This window comes from Massilia putida (assembly GCF_001941825.1).
GTDB lineage: Bacteria > Pseudomonadota > Gammaproteobacteria > Burkholderiales > Burkholderiaceae_D > Telluria > Telluria putida.
In genome coordinates, this window is sequence record NZ_CP019038.1 from 4,007,284 (window position 1) to 4,023,668 (window position 16,385).

The 16,385-nt window shown below is 59.8% G+C and carries 16 protein-coding genes and 1 pseudogene; 7 read left to right on the top strand and 10 right to left on the bottom strand.

Annotated elements, in window-relative coordinates; all coding sequences use genetic code 11:
* Positions 1 to 60: 60 nt before the first annotated feature.
* The 5 genes and pseudogenes from istB to BVG12_RS20000 form a co-directional block, all read right to left on the bottom strand.
* Positions 61 to 813: pseudogene (istB, locus tag BVG12_RS19985) on the bottom strand (IS21-like element helper ATPase IstB).
* 90 nt (positions 814 to 903) lie between these two features.
* Entirely contained in the window at positions 904 to 1,374 is a 471-nt protein-coding gene (locus BVG12_RS19990) for a hypothetical protein (RefSeq protein WP_156895686.1), read from the bottom strand.
* Positions 1,375 to 1,608: 234 nt separating this feature from the next.
* Positions 1,609 to 3,303: a S8 family peptidase gene (locus BVG12_RS19995; RefSeq protein ID WP_229503663.1), complete on the bottom strand. Its 1,695-nt coding sequence runs from the start codon at positions 3,301 to 3,303 to the stop codon at positions 1,609 to 1,611.
* Complete coding sequence (locus tag BVG12_RS35215) at positions 3,200 to 4,138, bottom strand: hypothetical protein (protein WP_229503664.1); 939 nt, start codon at positions 4,136 to 4,138, stop codon at positions 3,200 to 3,202. The genes BVG12_RS19995 and BVG12_RS35215 overlap by 104 nt, the downstream gene beginning before the upstream one ends.
* Positions 4,139 to 4,191: 53 nt before the next feature.
* Positions 4,192 to 5,169 (bottom strand): AAA family ATPase, encoded by a 978-nt coding sequence (locus BVG12_RS20000; protein ID WP_075793933.1) that lies wholly within the window; start codon positions 5,167 to 5,169, stop codon positions 4,192 to 4,194.
* Between the two features lie 1,017 nt (positions 5,170 to 6,186).
* Here BVG12_RS20000 and BVG12_RS20005 point away from each other — a divergent pair.
* On the top strand, positions 6,187 to 6,462 hold the full coding sequence (locus tag BVG12_RS20005) for a hypothetical protein (RefSeq protein WP_075793934.1): 276 nt from the start codon (positions 6,187 to 6,189) through the stop codon (positions 6,460 to 6,462).
* 156 nt (positions 6,463 to 6,618) lie between these two features.
* Here the strand turns inward: BVG12_RS20005 and BVG12_RS20010 are convergent, their stop codons facing one another.
* From BVG12_RS20010 to glmS, 4 genes are all read right to left on the bottom strand, one after another.
* Entirely contained in the window at positions 6,619 to 7,869 is a 1,251-nt protein-coding gene (locus BVG12_RS20010) for an IS256 family transposase (RefSeq protein ID WP_075791135.1), read from the bottom strand.
* A 92-nt stretch (positions 7,870 to 7,961) separates the two neighbouring features.
* The gene (locus BVG12_RS20015) at positions 7,962 to 8,171 is read right to left on the bottom strand and encodes a hypothetical protein (RefSeq protein WP_075793935.1); all 210 of its coding nucleotides are present in this window, start codon (positions 8,169 to 8,171) and stop codon (positions 7,962 to 7,964) included.
* Entirely contained in the window at positions 8,168 to 8,386 is a 219-nt protein-coding gene (locus tag BVG12_RS20020; protein WP_218921025.1) for a hypothetical protein, read from the bottom strand. Before BVG12_RS20020 ends, BVG12_RS20015 begins: the two co-directional genes overlap by 4 nt.
* Before the next feature lie 578 nt (positions 8,387 to 8,964).
* Positions 8,965 to 10,794 carry a glutamine--fructose-6-phosphate transaminase (isomerizing) gene (glmS, locus tag BVG12_RS20025; protein WP_075793937.1) on the bottom strand — a complete coding sequence of 610 codons (1,830 nt, stop codon included), beginning with the start codon at positions 10,792 to 10,794 and terminating at the stop codon, positions 8,965 to 8,967.
* Between the two features lie 145 nt (positions 10,795 to 10,939).
* Between glmS and BVG12_RS20030 the strand changes: the two genes are divergently transcribed.
* Positions 10,940 to 11,413 (top strand): Lrp/AsnC family transcriptional regulator, encoded by a 474-nt coding sequence (locus tag BVG12_RS20030; RefSeq protein WP_075793938.1) that lies wholly within the window; start codon positions 10,940 to 10,942, stop codon positions 11,411 to 11,413.
* Between the two features lie 240 nt (positions 11,414 to 11,653).
* Here BVG12_RS20030 and glmU read toward each other — a convergent pair whose 3' ends face one another.
* The gene (gene glmU / locus BVG12_RS20035) at positions 11,654 to 13,030 is read right to left on the bottom strand and encodes a bifunctional UDP-N-acetylglucosamine diphosphorylase/glucosamine-1-phosphate N-acetyltransferase GlmU (protein WP_075793939.1); all 1,377 of its coding nucleotides are present in this window, start codon (positions 13,028 to 13,030) and stop codon (positions 11,654 to 11,656) included.
* A 27-nt stretch (positions 13,031 to 13,057) separates the two neighbouring features.
* On the opposite strand from glmU, the gene BVG12_RS20040 reads away from it, so the two are divergent.
* The 5 genes from BVG12_RS20040 to BVG12_RS20060 all read left to right on the top strand — a co-directional run bounded on the left by BVG12_RS20040 (position 13,058) and on the right by BVG12_RS20060 (position 16,215).
* Positions 13,058 to 13,954: a DUF6279 family lipoprotein gene (locus tag BVG12_RS20040; protein ID WP_075793940.1), complete on the top strand. Its 897-nt coding sequence runs from the start codon at positions 13,058 to 13,060 to the stop codon at positions 13,952 to 13,954.
* Positions 13,955 to 14,051: 97 nt separating this feature from the next.
* Positions 14,052 to 14,693, top strand: a complete 642-nt coding sequence (gene rsmD, locus BVG12_RS20045) for a 16S rRNA (guanine(966)-N(2))-methyltransferase RsmD (protein ID WP_075793941.1) — start codon at positions 14,052 to 14,054, stop codon at positions 14,691 to 14,693.
* 121 nt (positions 14,694 to 14,814) lie between these two features.
* The gene (coaD, locus tag BVG12_RS20050) at positions 14,815 to 15,315 is read left to right on the top strand and encodes a pantetheine-phosphate adenylyltransferase (RefSeq protein ID WP_036237176.1); all 501 of its coding nucleotides are present in this window, start codon (positions 14,815 to 14,817) and stop codon (positions 15,313 to 15,315) included.
* A 14-nt stretch (positions 15,316 to 15,329) separates the two neighbouring features.
* On the top strand, positions 15,330 to 15,593 hold the full coding sequence (locus tag BVG12_RS20055; protein ID WP_075793942.1) for a YfhL family 4Fe-4S dicluster ferredoxin: 264 nt from the start codon (positions 15,330 to 15,332) through the stop codon (positions 15,591 to 15,593).
* 73 nt (positions 15,594 to 15,666) lie between these two features.
* Positions 15,667 to 16,215: a DUF1003 domain-containing protein gene (locus BVG12_RS20060; RefSeq protein WP_075793943.1), complete on the top strand. Its 549-nt coding sequence runs from the start codon at positions 15,667 to 15,669 to the stop codon at positions 16,213 to 16,215.
* Positions 16,216 to 16,385: the final 170 nt, after the last annotated feature.

Below are 16,385 nucleotides of genomic sequence, written 5' to 3' on the forward strand. Positions count from 1 at the left end.
ACCTGTTCCAGGCCAAACTGGACACTCGGGGCGTGACGGCACGGGGTCGAGGTTCGGGTTTTACTCCTGATGAGCTGGTCTTGTCAAATTGGCCCGTTTTTTTCGCAGGGAATCTCCTTTCAAGTTGAGCTGGTGGGCGTTGTGGACGAGCCGGTCAAGGATGGCGTCGGCCAGGGTCGGGTCGCCGATGGCGGGATGCCAGTGCTCGATGGGCAGCTGGCTGGTCACGATGGTCGAGCGGGTTCCGTGGCGGTCGTCGAGCACTTCCAGCAGGTCGCGCCGGTGGGCATCGTCGAGCACAGCCAGGCCCCAGTCGTCGATCACGAGCGTGTCGATCCTGGCCAGTTGCTTGAGCAGCTTGCCATAGCGCCCGTCGGCACGGCCAATGCCCAGTTCGTCGAGCAGGCGCGGCAAGCGCACGTAGTACGCGCTGTAGCCCTGGCGGCAGGCCTAGTGTGCCAGCGCGCATGCGAGCCAGGTCTTGCCCACGCCGGTGGGGCCGGTCAGCAGCACGTTCTGCCTGTCAGTCAGCCATTGCCCGGCCAGCAAGCGCTGAAACAGCGCCTTGTCGAGGCCACGCGGGTGGCGGTAGTCGATGTCCTCGGCGGCTGTGTTGGGTTTGAGCCTGGCGCGCTGTAGGCGCAGGGCCAGTGCCTTCCCGTCGCGCTCGGTCACTTCATGGTCTACCAGCAGGCCGAGACGCTCTTCGAAAGTCAGATGGTCCAGGTCCAGTGCGCTCTGCTCGGCAAAGGCGCGCGCCATTCCAAACAGCTTCAGGCGCGTCAGTTTGTCGTGGGTGGGATGATGCAACATGGTACGTCCTTTCATGGTTGCAGAGCGCGCCCGGGGGGGCGCAGCTTCCGCGTTCAATGCATAAATTGTTTATATCGTTTATTCGCGATGTCAGTGCAGCTGATGCGATTGGTAGTAGGCGGCGCCGCGCAGGTTCTCGTGCTCGGGCAAGTCGAGCGTGCGCTGCACGCCCTGCGGTTGCTGGTCGAGTCCGTTCTTGAGGATGGCCTGCACGCTCTTCCAGCTCACCGCACCGTGCTTGAGGGCGTGGGCGCAGGCCGCCTCCAGGCGTTCGACGCCATATCGCTGGCCCAACGACAGCACGCCGAGGCAGCTGCGGTAAGCCTGCTGGGGATGACGCCGCTGATGCAGCAGCCGCTCAACCAGCACCGCGCAACGCGGCCCGATCGCAGCGGCCCGCGTCGTCAGCGTGGTGGCGTTCCAGCCGGCGACTTCACGGTGCGCCGCGGGCATGTGCGCGTCGATCGTCGTATGGCGGCCCTTGACGGTGCAGTAGGCGTGGCTGGCGATGCGCTGGCCGCGCTGGAAGATTTCGACGGTCATCTTGGTGAGCCGAGCCAAGGGCGAACCTCTCGTACGCTGGCGTCTTCTACGCACCGCCGGATTGACCTGTCCTTTGGCACCTCAAGTTGAAAAGCTCCTGGGCGTACTTCTCCAAGGCAGGTGACAGACCACGTCGATTCACGATAAACATTCGATGAACAAACACTATTCCTATACGTCAAAGCTCGCCAAGAACGTGTTTCGGTTGCTGTCGCCGCTCCCGATTCTCGTAATTGAGGTAAATGTGTGATTTTAGGAGACGATATCAATCGTCGTCGCTTGCGCTGGCACCGCGATCGTCGTTTTCACCGCAATCGGCGCATACAGGTCGACGGCCGTCGTGACGCTTTCAGACACCTCCAGCGAGACGACAAGGGCATAGCGCGCGGTTGTCCTGAACTGACCAGCTTCCTTCCAGTCCTTCCACCAGCCACCGACGGGGATGACCGCAATCTGGGATTTGGTCGCCAATTGCGCGGCGGTGCCAACCCACACATCTGAGTGAACCGAGCCCTTTGCGCGAAGTTGTGTGCCCATTATCCAGTTCTCACTGTCGGGATCCCCATGCGTATCCGTGTCATCCTCGTCGCGTTCAAGCTTGTTAATGCGTTTGAGGAACATCTCTTCGGATTCGGTGGCGCCGCGTACGGCAAAGCGCAAGGCGTAGGACTGATAGCGGAACTTGCTTTGCCAGCCCCGCCGTGCCGGATTCGGCTCGACGAAATACGACAGCGTCACTCGCATCGCCACTTCGCCATCGAGTGCGAGCAGCTCGTCCCGGGGCCAAGGCAGGTCATGTAGCTGCATCTGTCCGAGCTTGACGTTGGAGCCGTCGAGACGATAGGGATAAAATTCCCGTTCGATGACCATGGTCGCGCGGCGCCGGGTAGATGACCGGGACCTCTCCGCGCTGACCAGGCCATAACCAAACGTGCGCAGCAGGTTAATCTTGTCCTGCTTTCGTACGTTAACCGGCAGGAGCCCCCGCATGGCGGGCGTATACCGTGCGCCGTGGACGACAAGTGCTCGGATCGTCTCGGGCCAGTAGGCCGGATATACCGCGCTGATATGGGCGCACAGGCGGGCCACTTCCGCCGCGGCCGCACTGGTGTCGCCGGATTCGGTCAGTGGCTCGTCGACCGGGTCTGGCGACGTCGTGAGCAGGCGCACGGATTCCGGCCCGACCGACACGTGCAAGCCGTGCTCCAGACAGCCGTTCCCTCCTTCTGCAACGACGTCCGGCTTGTAGGGCCAGGCGCCGCTCCATGCCGTGGACGTCCTTGAGGAGGGACTCAATGCGCCGGCCGCGGCAATTGCCACGTAGTTGGGATAGGTCGACGCATCCACATGCGTCAGGTCGGTCATGGCGCCGACGGTGATTGCATTCCAGGATTGCGCCGGGTTCTCGACGGTGCGCACCGCGTTCACGTGCGGGTATTGACTCCACTCTTGCCACGGCACATTTCCGGCGGATAGCACGAACAAACGCTGCTTCCGAACTTCCGGCTCGTCGTCGTCCTCGCTGCCAATCTCGGGGGCCGTCCTGCCGAACGATAGCTGGTCGATCGTCGCAGACCATTCGGACGGGGCACCGAATATGTCGCCAGACGAGGTGGTCATCATAGCGAAGGTCCGCCTTCTGCCGGGCGCCTGGATCTCAACCCGGTTGGTTGCCAGGGCGGTGACCGCGCCATACAGGTGCACAGGGTTTTCGCCCTCTGGTGGAAGGATTTTCACCGACTCGAGACCGTGCGGTATCGTCACCGGCTCGCCAGAGGCGAGCGGCTCAGTCAGGTCTCCATAAAGGGCGAGACCGGCCATGCCGGTGCCGTGGCCATGGTGATCAGACACACCCCAGGTCGGCTCGACAGCGTGACAGTCGTCCGTATGCAGCGCCGGCCGTAACAGAGGATGGCCGTTGTTCACGCCCGTGTCGAGGAGCGTCACGAAAGGTCCGTCGTCCTCTCTCTTGCGTGGTGCGATCCGCCAAATCCTTAATCCAGCCGGCTTGTTCTTCTGGACTCAGGTCGGCCAGGAAGAACGCCGCGGTCGGCGGCACCGCGCGTACCTCAGCCACCAGATCCAACAGCTGCAGGGCGTTCTCGAACATCGGCCGGTTGCCCTTGGCCGCCACCACGACCCTTCCTGGGAAGGTGACGAAGCCCGGATCGACCTCGATTCCAAGACGCCCCGCCAGGTCCGCGAACCTGTCCCTGACGGCGCTGGATGACAGCTTCGACTTTCTCAACCATACTTGGCACCAGGTCGGCTCGTCGGCGGGCATGGCCGCCGTGTCCGTCCAGAGCTGGGCAAACGCGGCGCGCCGGATATCGTGGATGGCGTTGACTAGGTTGGCATTGGCTGGCTTGTCGGTGTTGCGATAATTCTTGGACTGGTAGTCCTGGATGCGGCTGGCAAGTGCCGTCAGCTTTCCGTCCGGGACGAAAAGCGTGACCGTATCCGCAGCGCTGCCTTCGACCACTGAAAGCAGCTCCACACCATCTTTCTTCCATTCGAAGGTTTTATAATCGATCGAATTTTTCGGAACAATGTCGACGGCAATCGTCAGGCCACTTTGCTGCGGGAGTTCGAGTTCCGCTCGTTGCGCATTCAAGTCCTGCTCGTGGACTTGTAGGGCAGCGACTTTGGCAAGCAACTGGCGCCCGTGCTCTTCCCGATCACGCTGCGGCGCGGTTTGCCGTCGAACAGAAAGCGGGGACTGAAAATCCTGTGATTGAACGAATCCGTTAATCACAATATGCGGAAGATTCTGTTCTGCCATGCAAGGCCTTTCGAATTATCTCTTCGATAATTCTACAGGTTTCCTTGTGGATATTACAATGGTTTGCTGGCAGCTCTTTCCTGCAGATGTAGAACAACGTTATCGAACGATATTTGCTCGTCGCCCGCGATGACAGCGTCCTTTACCGCGTCCTGGCACGCGCGAACGATGTCCGCATGCGACTCACCCTGGCCGTATTTGGCCAGTTCGCGATAATCGAATGTATCTGGCGCATATAAGGCCAACTTATTCCGTAACAGAGCCTCAATCTGACGTTCGTCAGGTGCATCGTAGCGAATGATATCGTCAAAACGACGGAACAGGGCAACGTCCAGATCTTTCGCATGGTTGGTGGCGGCGACAATCAGGCTGTCGGACCCGTCTTGCTCGATCAGCTGGAGGAACATGTTGAGCGTTCTACGCATCTCGGCGACGTCATGCTGGCTTCCTCGCTGCAAGCCAAGCGAATCGAACTCGTCGAAAAAATACACGCCCTTGGTCGACTTGAGGGCGTCGAAAACGAGGCGAAGTTTAGCGGCGCTCTCTCCCATGAACTTGGTGATCAAGCTGTCAAACCGGGCTGTAAACAGGGGAAGTCTCAGCTCTCCGGCCAATACCGCCGCCGTCATCGTTTTACCGGTGCCGGGAGGACCTACGAGGAGAAGCTTGCGTCGCGGACTCAGGCCATGCGCCTTCAGTTGCGCGCCATGCCGCTGCTCCTTGAGCACCCGCTGCAATTTTCCTGAGACTCCCTCGGACAGCACCATCTGGTTAAAGTGCTCATGGGGGTACTGAACCGTCAGCAACTCCGAAAGTTCGCCTTTCGGTTGCGCCAGGGGTATCGGTTTGCCAGCCGCCGGTGTCGCCTCGACCTTGGCACGGTCGATCAGGTCGCGTAACTCAGCCGCCAACCTGACATGCCCCCGTAGCGCCTCGTCCGCAGCTACTTGCATTGCAACGGCATAGAAATGGTCGTTATCGTTGCTAGCATGCGCCTTCAACAGCGCTTTCATTTGGTCAGAACGGGCCATAGGAACTCCGGTAATCCTGGTGTGTTCGAAGTACGAACACCACAGTGCGACGACGTTGAGAAGCGAACCAACATGTCTCAACGGCAGAAAGACGTCCGGACAACATTGAGGTTACCAAAATGCTATGATTCAATCAAGCAATAAAAGCTTGGATTGCCTTTTGGTTCGTATGACTGCGAGTGTAGCTAGGCAGTCAAAGAAAAACCTATGATTCTATCATGCCACCATACGGTTGCGCGTGGCGCCATGCATCTCAAGCGTTGCCAACGAGAGGACAGGCGCTTACACCCTACGGTGCGCTCGATGTCCCAGCGCCATCAGCCGAGCCTTTCACGCGACTCAACGCTGTATCGCGCGATACATGCTGCGATACCTCTTCGGCGCAAACAAGCACGATCTGCACGTCAAGCGTACGCTTGGTCGGCGCGCAGCTTACCTGGACGCTTACGCGCACGGCCGATAAGTTTCTTAACCGCTGGGATGGCTTCGACGAGTGGAATAAGAAAACGCGAATCGTGCAACAAGTACACGAAATCTCGGCTACCGGCGGCAACCCACGTTGATCCACAAGCAGATGATGTTTGCAGCCGAGTTTGCCGCGATCTGTCGGATTTCGGCCCTTATGCTCTGCCCGCAGGGGCCGACACACTGGCAGCGTCAACGCAAGCTCGATCCCCTGGTTTGGTCGTGCTCGCGCAGGCGTCAGAGCACTGCCTCTTGGACGCGCTGCCGAACGCGATCTTTCATCCATTCGTGGGCCGGGGCCAGCAAGTTATGCCACCGCCGCAGCCGAGTTCACGCAGCGAATATTCCCACGATATCCCGGTCTTCGCACAAACAGAATCCCGGTTAGGGTCGCGCAATCGTCGAAACGTCGCCATCTGCCTTTCGGCTATCTGCGATGGGTCGGAAGATGGGCTGTTACAAGCGACCAAAAGTCTTCCGGGAGAAGTGCCTGGGCCATGACGTCAGTCCGGCTGGGAACACGGACGTCATCTTAGCTGCCAAACTACGGGTGTGTACTTCCGCTATCGATCCGAAGCAGACCTGAGCGAACAGCAAGCGCACACCCCGGATGACGTTATCGAATCAATCGAAGTCGATCTTTCTCTCGTTCACATGGTGCGCCACGTGAGGAGCCGCATTCATGACTTCGATGTTATCCAGATTCAAGGCCTGATCTGGATCGTCTGCTTTCCTGATCTTGTGATGAGCCTGGGCATTCGGTTCGAGCGGTTCTCCAGTCCGTTCGCAAGCCGTGATGTTGTCTCTCTCGATTTTTTGCTGCTTTAGATGTTTCTGCCTGCCTGAGCTCAGGGCAGGGCCCATGTGCACGTGGATACTTTGGATGAGGCGCGCTAGCGCCGCGGCGCCAAGTAAGCAGCTCGGAAGAAAAACGCTGGCTTCGCGCCAGGGGGTGTACCAGATTCTGTGTAAACGATTCTTCGTTTAAGTCTGCGGCACCCGGTCTTCAAACTGGATGGCGAAGCGGTTTAACGCAGCTTTCCAGTCCCGTATCGGCATCGTCCACTTCTTGCTGATGTTGTTCAGGGCAAGATAAAACAGCTTGCTGACAGCTTCATCGGTCGGAAAGGAACTGCGGGCCTTGGTCACTTTTCGCAGGCTCATGTTAATCGATTCAATAGCGTTCGTGGTGTATATCACCTTTCGGATTTCCGGCGGGTAGTCGAAGAACGGTATGACGCGCGCCCAGTTACGGCGCCAGGACTGACTTATCGGTTTATACTGTTTATCCCATTTATCTTCGAATTCGGCAAGCCTGAGTTCAGCCTCGTCGGTAGTGGCTGCACTGTAAATCAACTTCAGATCGGCGGCGACTTCCTTCTGCGCTTTCCAGGGCACGAAATTCAGGCTGTTGCGCACCATGTGAACGATGCACAGCTGAACCGAGGTCTGCGGGTAGACCGCCTCGATGGCGTCCGGGAAGCCTTTCAGGCCGTCGACGCAGGCGATGAATATGTCCTGCACGCCACGATTTTTTAGCTCGGTCACGACCTGCAGCCAGAACTTCGCGCCTTCAGTTTGGGAGATCCACAGGCCCAGCACCTCCTTGTGGCCATCCATGTTGACGCCGATGGCCAGGTAGACCGCCTTGGTACGCACCGCGCCGTTGTCGCGCACCTTGACGTGAATGCAGTCGAGATAGAGGATCGGGTACACGGCGTCGAGCGGGCGGGCCTGCCAGAGCTTCACATCCTCGCTGACAGCGTCCGTGACGTTGGAAATGAGGGTCGGTGACACCTCGGTGCCGTACATCTCTTCCAGATGGCTTTGGATCTCCCGCACGCTCAGGCCACGCGCGTAGAGCGAGATGATTTTGTCGTCGAAGCCGGTCCAGCGTGTCTGATGCTTGACGACGATCTGCGGCTCGAACGTGCCCTGGCGGTCGCGAGGAACGTCAAGCGGCAGCGCGCCGAAATCGCCCTTGAGCGTCTTGATGCTATGGCCGTTGCGGGTGTTGGCAGTGCTGTTGGTCACCTCGCCGCTTTTGTCGTGGCCCAGGTGGTCGGTCATCTCGACTTCCAGCGCGCGCTCGACCAGCATCTTGGTGAGCTGCTTGAGCAGCCCATTTTCGCCGATCAGGTCCTCGGGCTTCTGGTAGTTTGCCAGCAGGCCGTCGGCAAGTTTGAGCAGTTCCGGATCGGGCTTGGCCCGCTTGTTACGCTTTACAACGGTCATCGTTTCTCCTAATGGCGGCAGTGTCCTGCCAAATGACCGTTTACACAATATTATTTACACCCTCGCGAGCCAGCGTGTCCTTCCTGCTGCGACTACTTGAAGGGTAGCGTCATTTCCGTGGTCTTATTCGAGGTCGGGTCTTGGCGAACTTTGACGACAGCTTTGCCGCTACCGACCAGCAGCTGCTGGGTGTGCGGGTCAGTGTCGAACTCGATGCGCACTGACGTCAGAACGAACCCGGCCGGGGCGTTGACGAGCTCGGGCAGGCCAGTGGTGTTGTTGAAGGAAACGTGCACGGTCATTCCTCCTTTGAGTCGAGCGCGTCGTTGAAGAACTCGACGCCAGGCTGATTAAACCAAGCGACCGCCTCGCCGGTGTTGCCAATGTCTAGCGCGGCCATGACATGCGCCAGTCCGCCGATCGCCCGCTCACGGCTGACTTCACCGGCCCGAATGGCGTCGTACAGGCGACCGATCATGCCGTCCATCTGATTGTGTTGCTTGTTCGAAAGGGCCAAGGTGTTCCCCTTGTAGTTGTTGGCAAGCCTACATCGGGTTGATTTCCTTTTTTGCAAGGGACGCGAACGTCGATTTGCCTTCCTATTTTGTTGAAAAACTCGGCCAAGTTGGCGGCTGAGCAAAAATCCTGTAAGGCTCGACTTACCAGAACCGCCCCTATTCTACGATCTCGAAGTGGTTGGACGTTTGTGACCACCCCAAATTGTTGCCTTTCGATTTTTTCAACACAATAGGCCGAAAGCGGAAGTTCGTCCGGGGGCAGTGTACCTCAGCAGTACCGTGGACCGAAACCTTCAGTCAGTCACTTTTTTGTGTAATCGCGTTAATAGATGGAATCGACATTAACTGAACGATTATTCTGACGCTGGATGGACCACGAAAAATGGGAGGTTGCAACAATGCAAGCGCTTGAGGAATTCTTGGCTACGGTGACATAAAAAGAGCCGCCTACGCTCGTATGAACGTTGGCGGCTCTGCATTCACTAGTGTCAAACTTTATTGTTTTGTGTCCGACTTTATTGTTTTGTGTCCGACTTTATTGTCTGTCTACAACGGGCATCCCGATGTTCCATACGGCTTATTCGACCGTCACCGACTTCGCCAGGTTACGCGGCTTGTCGACGTCGGTGCCGCGCGCCAGCGCCGTGTGATACGCCAGCAGCTGCAGCGCCGCCACGTGCAGGATCGGCGACAGCAGGCCGTAGTGTTCCGGCAGGCGGATCACATGCACGCCCTCGCCCGACGTGATCTGGGTGTCGACGTCGGCGAACACGTACAGCTGGCCGCCGCGGGCGCGGACTTCCTGCATGTTCGACTTCAGTTTTTCCAGCAGGGCGTCGTTCGGGGCGATCGTCACCACCGGCATTTCTTCCGTCACCAGCGCCAGCGGGCCGTGCTTCAGTTCGCCGGCCGGGTAGGCTTCGGCGTGGATGTACGAGATTTCCTTCAGTTTCAACGCGCCTTCCAGGGCGATCGGGTAGTGCAGGCCGCGGCCCAGGAACAGGGCGTTTTCCTTGCGGGCGAATTCCTCGGCCCAGGCGATCACCTGCGGCTCCAGCGCCAGCACGGACGACAGCGCGACCGGCAGGTGGCGCATCTGTTTCAGGTAGTTCGCTTCCTGCTCGTCGCTCAGGCGACCGTTGACCTGGGCCAGCGTCAGGGTCAGCAGGAACAGCGCGGCCAGTTGCGTGGTGAAGGCCTTCGTCGAGGCGACGCCCACTTCGACGCCGGCGCGGGTGATGTAGGCCAGCTTGCACTCGCGCACCATGGCGCTGGTCGAGACGTTGCAGATGGTCAGCGTGTTCGTCATGCCCAGGCTGCGCGCATGTTTCAGCGCGGCCAGCGTGTCGGCCGTCTCGCCCGACTGCGAGATCGTCACGACGAGGGTGCCCGGGTGCGGGACGCTGTCGCGGTAGCGGTATTCGCTGGCGATCTCGACGTTCACCGGCAGCTTGGCCACCGACTCGATCCAGTACTTGGCCGTGAGGCCCGCATAATAGCTGGTGCCGCAGGCCAGGATCAGCACGCGGTCGATTTCCTTGAACACGCGGAAGGCCTGGTCGCCGAACAGTTCCGGCATGATGCCCGTCACGCCTTCCAGCGTGTCGCCCACGACGCGCGGCTGTTCGAAGATTTCTTTCTGCATGTAGTGGCGGTACGGACCGAGCTCGGCGGCGCCCGTGTGCGCGTGCACGGTCTTGACCTCGCGCTCGGCCGGACGGCCCTCGGCATCGACGATCCAGTAGCGGGCCAGTTGCAGGTCGACGACGTCGCCTTCTTCCAGATAAATGATCTGGTCGGTGGTGCCGGCCAGCGCCATCGCGTCGGAGGCGACGAAATTCTCTCCTTTGCCCAGGCCGACGATCAGCGGCGAGCCCTGGCGCGCGGCCACGACGCGGTGCGGTTCTTCGCGGCAGAACACGGCGATCGCATACGCGCCGTGCAGGCGTTTGACGGCCTGCTGCACGGTGTCGAACAGGTCGCCGTTGTACATGTGGTCGATCAGGTGGGCGATGACCTCGGTATCGGTCTGGCTCTGGAACACGTAGCCCAGGCCGGTCAGTTCGGCGCGCAGCTCGTCGTGGTTCTCGATGATGCCGTTGTGGACGAGGGCGATGCGCGCATCGTCGCTGTTCGGCGAGAAGTGCGGGTGGGCGTTCTTGGTGGCCGGTGCGCCGTGCGTCGCCCAGCGGGTGTGGGCGATGCCCGTAAAGCCTTGCAGATGGGTTTCCTGGATCTGGGACTCCAGATCGGCCACGCGCGACGTGCTGCGCGAACGCGCCAGACGGCCATCCACGTGCAGCGCCACGCCACAGGAATCGTAGCCGCGGTATTCAAGACGCTTCAGACCTTCGATGAGAACTGGGGTGATATTGCGCTGGGCGACTGCTCCGACGATGCCACACATGGAAAACCTCCGAAATTGGTGATGCATGCACTGTAGAGCAGAGGCAACGAAATAAGCTTTCTAAGTGCGCCATCTTTTGGTAGATTATTTCATGCCACCTTCAGCATGAAATATACTTTCATTTTTCTCTAAATATTTTATCGATATGTCGCCCGACACCCCGATACTGGACGATGTGGATCGTCGCATCCTGAATATCCTGCAGGTTGACGCATCGCAGACGAATGCAGAGTTGGCGGAATTGGTACACGTCTCGCCGCCGACTTGCTTGCGCCGCGTCAAACAGCTCACGGAGAACGGTGTTATCGAGCGGCAAGTCGCGATCGTCGCGCCGGACAAGGTCGGCTCCCGCCTGTCCGCCATCGTCGAGATCACGCTGGACGTCCAGGCCGCGGACCGCATGGAAGAATTCGAGCGCGTGGTGGCCGACGAGGCCGCCGTGCTGCAGTGCTATCGCGTGTCGCCCGGACCGGACTTCGTACTCGTCGTGCAAGTGGCCGACATGCCCGCCTACCACGCTCTGGCGCACCGCCTGTTCACCACGCACAGCAATGTGCGCAACGTGAAAGCGTATTTCTCTACGTTCCGCAGCAAGTTCGAAACGCGTATCGCGATCTGACAACCTGTGGATAACTCTGTGCGCTTACCCCCTGCGCATCGACGCGCGATTGGCATGATCTCCCGTCACCTGTGCATTTCATCGGGTTTCTGAAACGATCGGGCCTGCCGGAAAACGCGGCAGGCCTGTGGATGACTCTGTGGATGATGTTGTGGAAGGGCAGTTGACATCCCTGTGCACAGGCAGTGGACCAAGCTGTGAATTTGCCGTGGACTGCCTGTGTGTACCCGGTGGACAGGTTTACTTCTTGACCTTGACCGGCCGCTTCCAATTCTCGACCGTCAGCTGTTTCGGACGCGAGATCGTCAGCTTGCCGGCCGGCGCATCCTTGGTCAGCGTGGTGCCGGCGCCGATCGTCGCGCCCTTGCCGACCGTGACCGGGGCCACCAGCTGGCTGTCGCTGCCGATGAACGCCTCGTCTTCGATGACGGTGCGGAATTTATTGGCGCCATCGTAATTGCACGTGATCGTGCCGGCGCCAATGTTGACGCGCGAGCCGACGTCGGCATCGCCCACATACGCCAAGTGGTTTGCCTTGCTGTGCGCAGCGACCTTGCTGTTCTTGATCTCGACGAAGTTGCCCACGTGAACGTCCTCGCCCAGTTCCGTGCCCGGGCGCAGGCGCGCGTATGGGCCGATGATGGATTTTTCGCCGACAGACGCGCCTTCCAGGTGGCAGAACGGTTTAATTTGGGCGCCCGCCGCGACGGTCGCGTTCACGAGCACATTGTTGGCGCCGATCGTCACGCCGTCGCCCAGTTCCACGCGGCCTTCGAACACGCAGCCGACGTCGATGGTGACGTCGCGTCCGCAAATAAGTTCGCCGCGCACGTCGATGCGGGCCGGATCCAACAACGTCACGCCCTTTTCGAGCAGGGCGGTGGCGATGTTCAGCTGGTGACGACGCTCGAGCTCGGCCAGCTGCACCTTGCTGTTCACGCCCGCCACTTCCCATTCGGCCGACGGCTGGGCCGACACGACGGGCACGCCGGCCGCCACGGCCTGGGCCACGATATCGGTCAGGTAGTACTCGCCCTGGGCGTTATTGTTCTTCAGCGCGCCGAGCCAGCCGGTCAGGAAGCGGGTCGGGATGACCATGATGCCGCTGTTGATTTCCTTGATGGCACGTTCAAACTCGTTCGCATCCTTTTCTTCCACGATGCGCACGATGTTGCCGTTCTCGCGGACGATGCGGCCCAGGCCGAACGGATTCGCCTGCTCGACGGTCAGAATGGCCAGCTTATCGTTACCGGCAGCCTCGACCAGGCGGCGCAGCGAGGCGGCCGTCGTCAGCGGCACGTCGCCGTACAGGACGAGCGTCGGCGCATTTTCGTCGATTTGCGGCAGGGCCTGCATCACGGCGTGACCGGTGCCCAGCTGCGGTTCCTGCAAGGCGGTATCGATCACCACGCCACTTTCCGCCGACCAGGCTTGAACCGCACTCGGCACCGCTGCGCCGCCGTGCCCGTAAATCACGCATAATTTACTCGGGTTCAAGCTGCGTGCCGTATTGATAACATGCTGCAATAGCGGCTTGCCGGCCAATGGATGCAAGACTTTCGGCAGTGCGGATTGCATACGCTTTCCCATGCCGGCGGCGAGGATGACTACGTTCATAAGCCGTTCTCAAACGAGTTAATAAAGATGAAAAAGTTTAACACGCTACCTACCGCGTTCCAGCGAGCACGTCTGTTGTTCGTGATTGCCTTCATGGCGCTGCTGAGTGCGTGCAGCACGATCCGCTTCACCTACAACCACGGCGACACCTTACTGTACTGGTGGCTGAACGCTTATCTCGACCTCGACAGCGATCAATCCGACTGGGTCAAAAAGGACATCGACAACCTGTTCCAGTGGCACCGCACGACGCAGCTGCGCGATTACGCCGGCCTGCTGAGTAAAATGCAGCGCCAGCTCGGCGACGGCAATGTGACGCAGGATGAATTGCTGGCCGACTACCGCGACATCAAGGCGAGAACGGAATTGCTGGCCTTTAAGGCGCTGCCGGAATTGGCCGACCTGGCGATGTCGATCAAGCCGGAGCAGATCGCGCAAATGGAAAAGAAATTCGCCAAGAATAACGAAGACTTCCGCAAGAAATTCATGAGCGGCAGCGTCGAGGACCAACATAAAGCCCGTTTTAAAAAGGCGATGGAACAGCTCGACTTATGGTTCGGCAGTTTCAGCCGCGACCAGGAAGCCGCATTGCGCAAAGCATCGGACGCGCGCCCGCTCGACAACGAGATCTGGCTGCAGGAACGCGTCATGCGCCAGAAAAAGATCATCGCGCTGCTGCAGCGTATTCATAAGGATAAGCTGAACAAGGAACAGACGATGTCGGCGGTGCACGACCTGTTGCGCGAATTCTTCGACCGCATGGACGCGCCCGACCGCAAGGCCTTCTTCGACGCCTATATCGACAACACGTCGAAATTCATCCTGACGGCGATCCGCCTCACGACGCCGGATCAGAAAGCCCATGCGCAGAAACGCATGCAAGGTTGGATCAACGATTTCAACGCGCTGGCGGCCGGGAAATAAGCCGTAGGGTGGGTGGCCGTCCGCCCGCCCAATGCACGCGTTACGGCGATGCCATGGTGGGCACGGAGTGCCCACCCTACGTGCTATATTCCGGCCCATGCAAAAAAAGAAGTCCGCTCCCACCTATGCCCGCCGTCCCGGCCCGCCACAACAAGTCCGCATCATCGGCGGCACTTGGAAACGCACCCCGCTTCCCGTCCTTGATGCGCTGGGCCTGCGTCCCACGCCCGACCGCGTCCGTGAAACAGTCTTCAACTGGATCAACCACCAGATGACGGGCGACTGGGACCGCGCCGACTGCCTCGACCTGTTCGCCGGCAGCGGCGCCCTCGGCTTCGAGGCAGCCAGCCGCGGCGCGCGCTCCGTCACGATGATCGACACCGTCGGCGCCGTCGTGCGTCAGCTCGAACTGATCAAGGACAAGCTCAAGGCGGATAACGTGCGCGTGCTGCGCGCCGACGCCCTGGCCGTCGCGCGCGATTTTATTCAGCGCGGCCAGCGCTTCGACGTGATCTTTCTCGACCCGCCTTATCAACAGGATTTCCTGGTCCAGGCCCTGCCGCTGTGCGCGCAACTGCTGAATGAAGGCGGCCTCGTGTACGCGGAGTCGGGCGAGCGCCTGCCGTTCCCGGAAGCGATCGATGCCGCCGGTGACGTGCCCGAATGGCTGCAACCCTGGCAGCTGGTGCGTGCCGACAAGGCCGGCATGGTGCACTTCCACCTGCTGAAGTTGCATTAAAACACCGCTTTTACCTATAAAACTGCTTAAAGAATAAGCAAATGGTGCCCCAACCCGGGGCGGCTGCCGAAATTTCAGGCATAATGCGCGTCTATTCAGGTGCATTCTCCAGGGAGCCGCAATGGTTGTAGCCGTTTATCCAGGAACTTTCGATCCGCTCACCCGCGGCCACGAGGATTTGGTGCGTCGCGCATCGGGTCTGTTCGACACCCTGGTGGTCGGGGTCGCCGACAGCAAGAACAAGCGTCCCTTCTTCTCGCTCGCCGAGCGCCTGGAAATCGCCAACGAAGTACTGGGCCATTATCCGAACGTGAAGGTCGAAAGTTTTTCCGGCCTGTTGAAGGATTTCGTGCGCCAGCACGATGCACGGGTGATCGTACGCGGCCTGCGTGCCGTATCCGACTTCGAATACGAGTTCCAGATGGCGGGCATGAACCGCTATCTGCTGCCCGACGTCGAAACCCTGTTCCTGACGCCGTCCGACCAGTACCAGTTTATCTCCGGCACCATCGTGCGCGAGATCGCGATGCTGGGCGGCGACGTATCCAAATTCGTGTTTCCCTCGGTCGACCGCTGGCTGCAAAAGAAAATCGCCGACATGGCGGCCGCGCCGAAAGCGTAAGGTTAAAGTTTGTCATGGCATTACTGATTACCGACGACTGCATCAATTGCGACGTATGCGAGCCCGAGTGCCCGAACGAAGCCATTTCGATGGGCGCGGAGTTCTACGAGATCGATCCGCGCAAATGCACGGAATGCGTCGGCCATTTCGATGAGCCGCAGTGCCAGCAGGTGTGCCCCGTCGCGTGCATCCCGTTCAATCCCGAATGGCGGGAGACGCGCGAAGAACTCCAGGCGAAATACGAACGCCTGACCGCGGACAAGGCCAAAGCGGCCTGATCAGAAAGCCGGCCTTGCGCCGGCTTTTCTTTTGCGTCTGCGGCCATTCGATCGCCCATGCTATGCTGGTTTCATGAGCGACGATCCCTTGCCCTCCTCGGTCAGCGAAAACATCGACACCGTCGCCGAGTTTTATGCGCGGCACGAACAACGCGCGTCGGCAACGCAGCGCATCATGGAAAAGGTCGCGCTCTTCCTCGGCAGCCCCGGCTATGTCGCCGCGAACGTGTTGTTCATCGTGGTCTGGATCGCGGCCAATCTGTTCGCGCAGGACCTGGGCTGGAAGCAGATCGACGAACCGCCGTTCTTCTGGCTGCAGGGCATCATCGGCCTGAACGCCTTCGTCATCTCGACCACCGTGCTGATCCGCCAGAACCGTATGTCCAAGCTGGCCGACCACCACGCCCACCTCGACCTGCAAGTGAACCTGCTGACCGAGGAAAAGACCAGCAAGATCATCCAGTTGCTGGAGGAACTGCGGCGCGATATGCCCGGCGTACGCGAAAAGCACGATGACGAGGCGGCCGAACTGGCCAAGCCGGCGGATCCCAAGGCCGTGCTGACGGCGATCGAGCGCACCCGCGACGAAGCGTATGGCCGGGCGGGCGGGCGCAAATCCTGACGACGTATCAGGATTGACTGTTCCAAAACACAACACTCCGATGCCCCGCTTTGGTGCGCAGCAAATCCTCGCTGTCATTCATGGGCTTGGCATACCCGGGCCCGGGATTGTGCACTTGCAGCAATGAAATAGTTTTGAGTCTCTAATTTTGCCAACACATCGGTGCTATA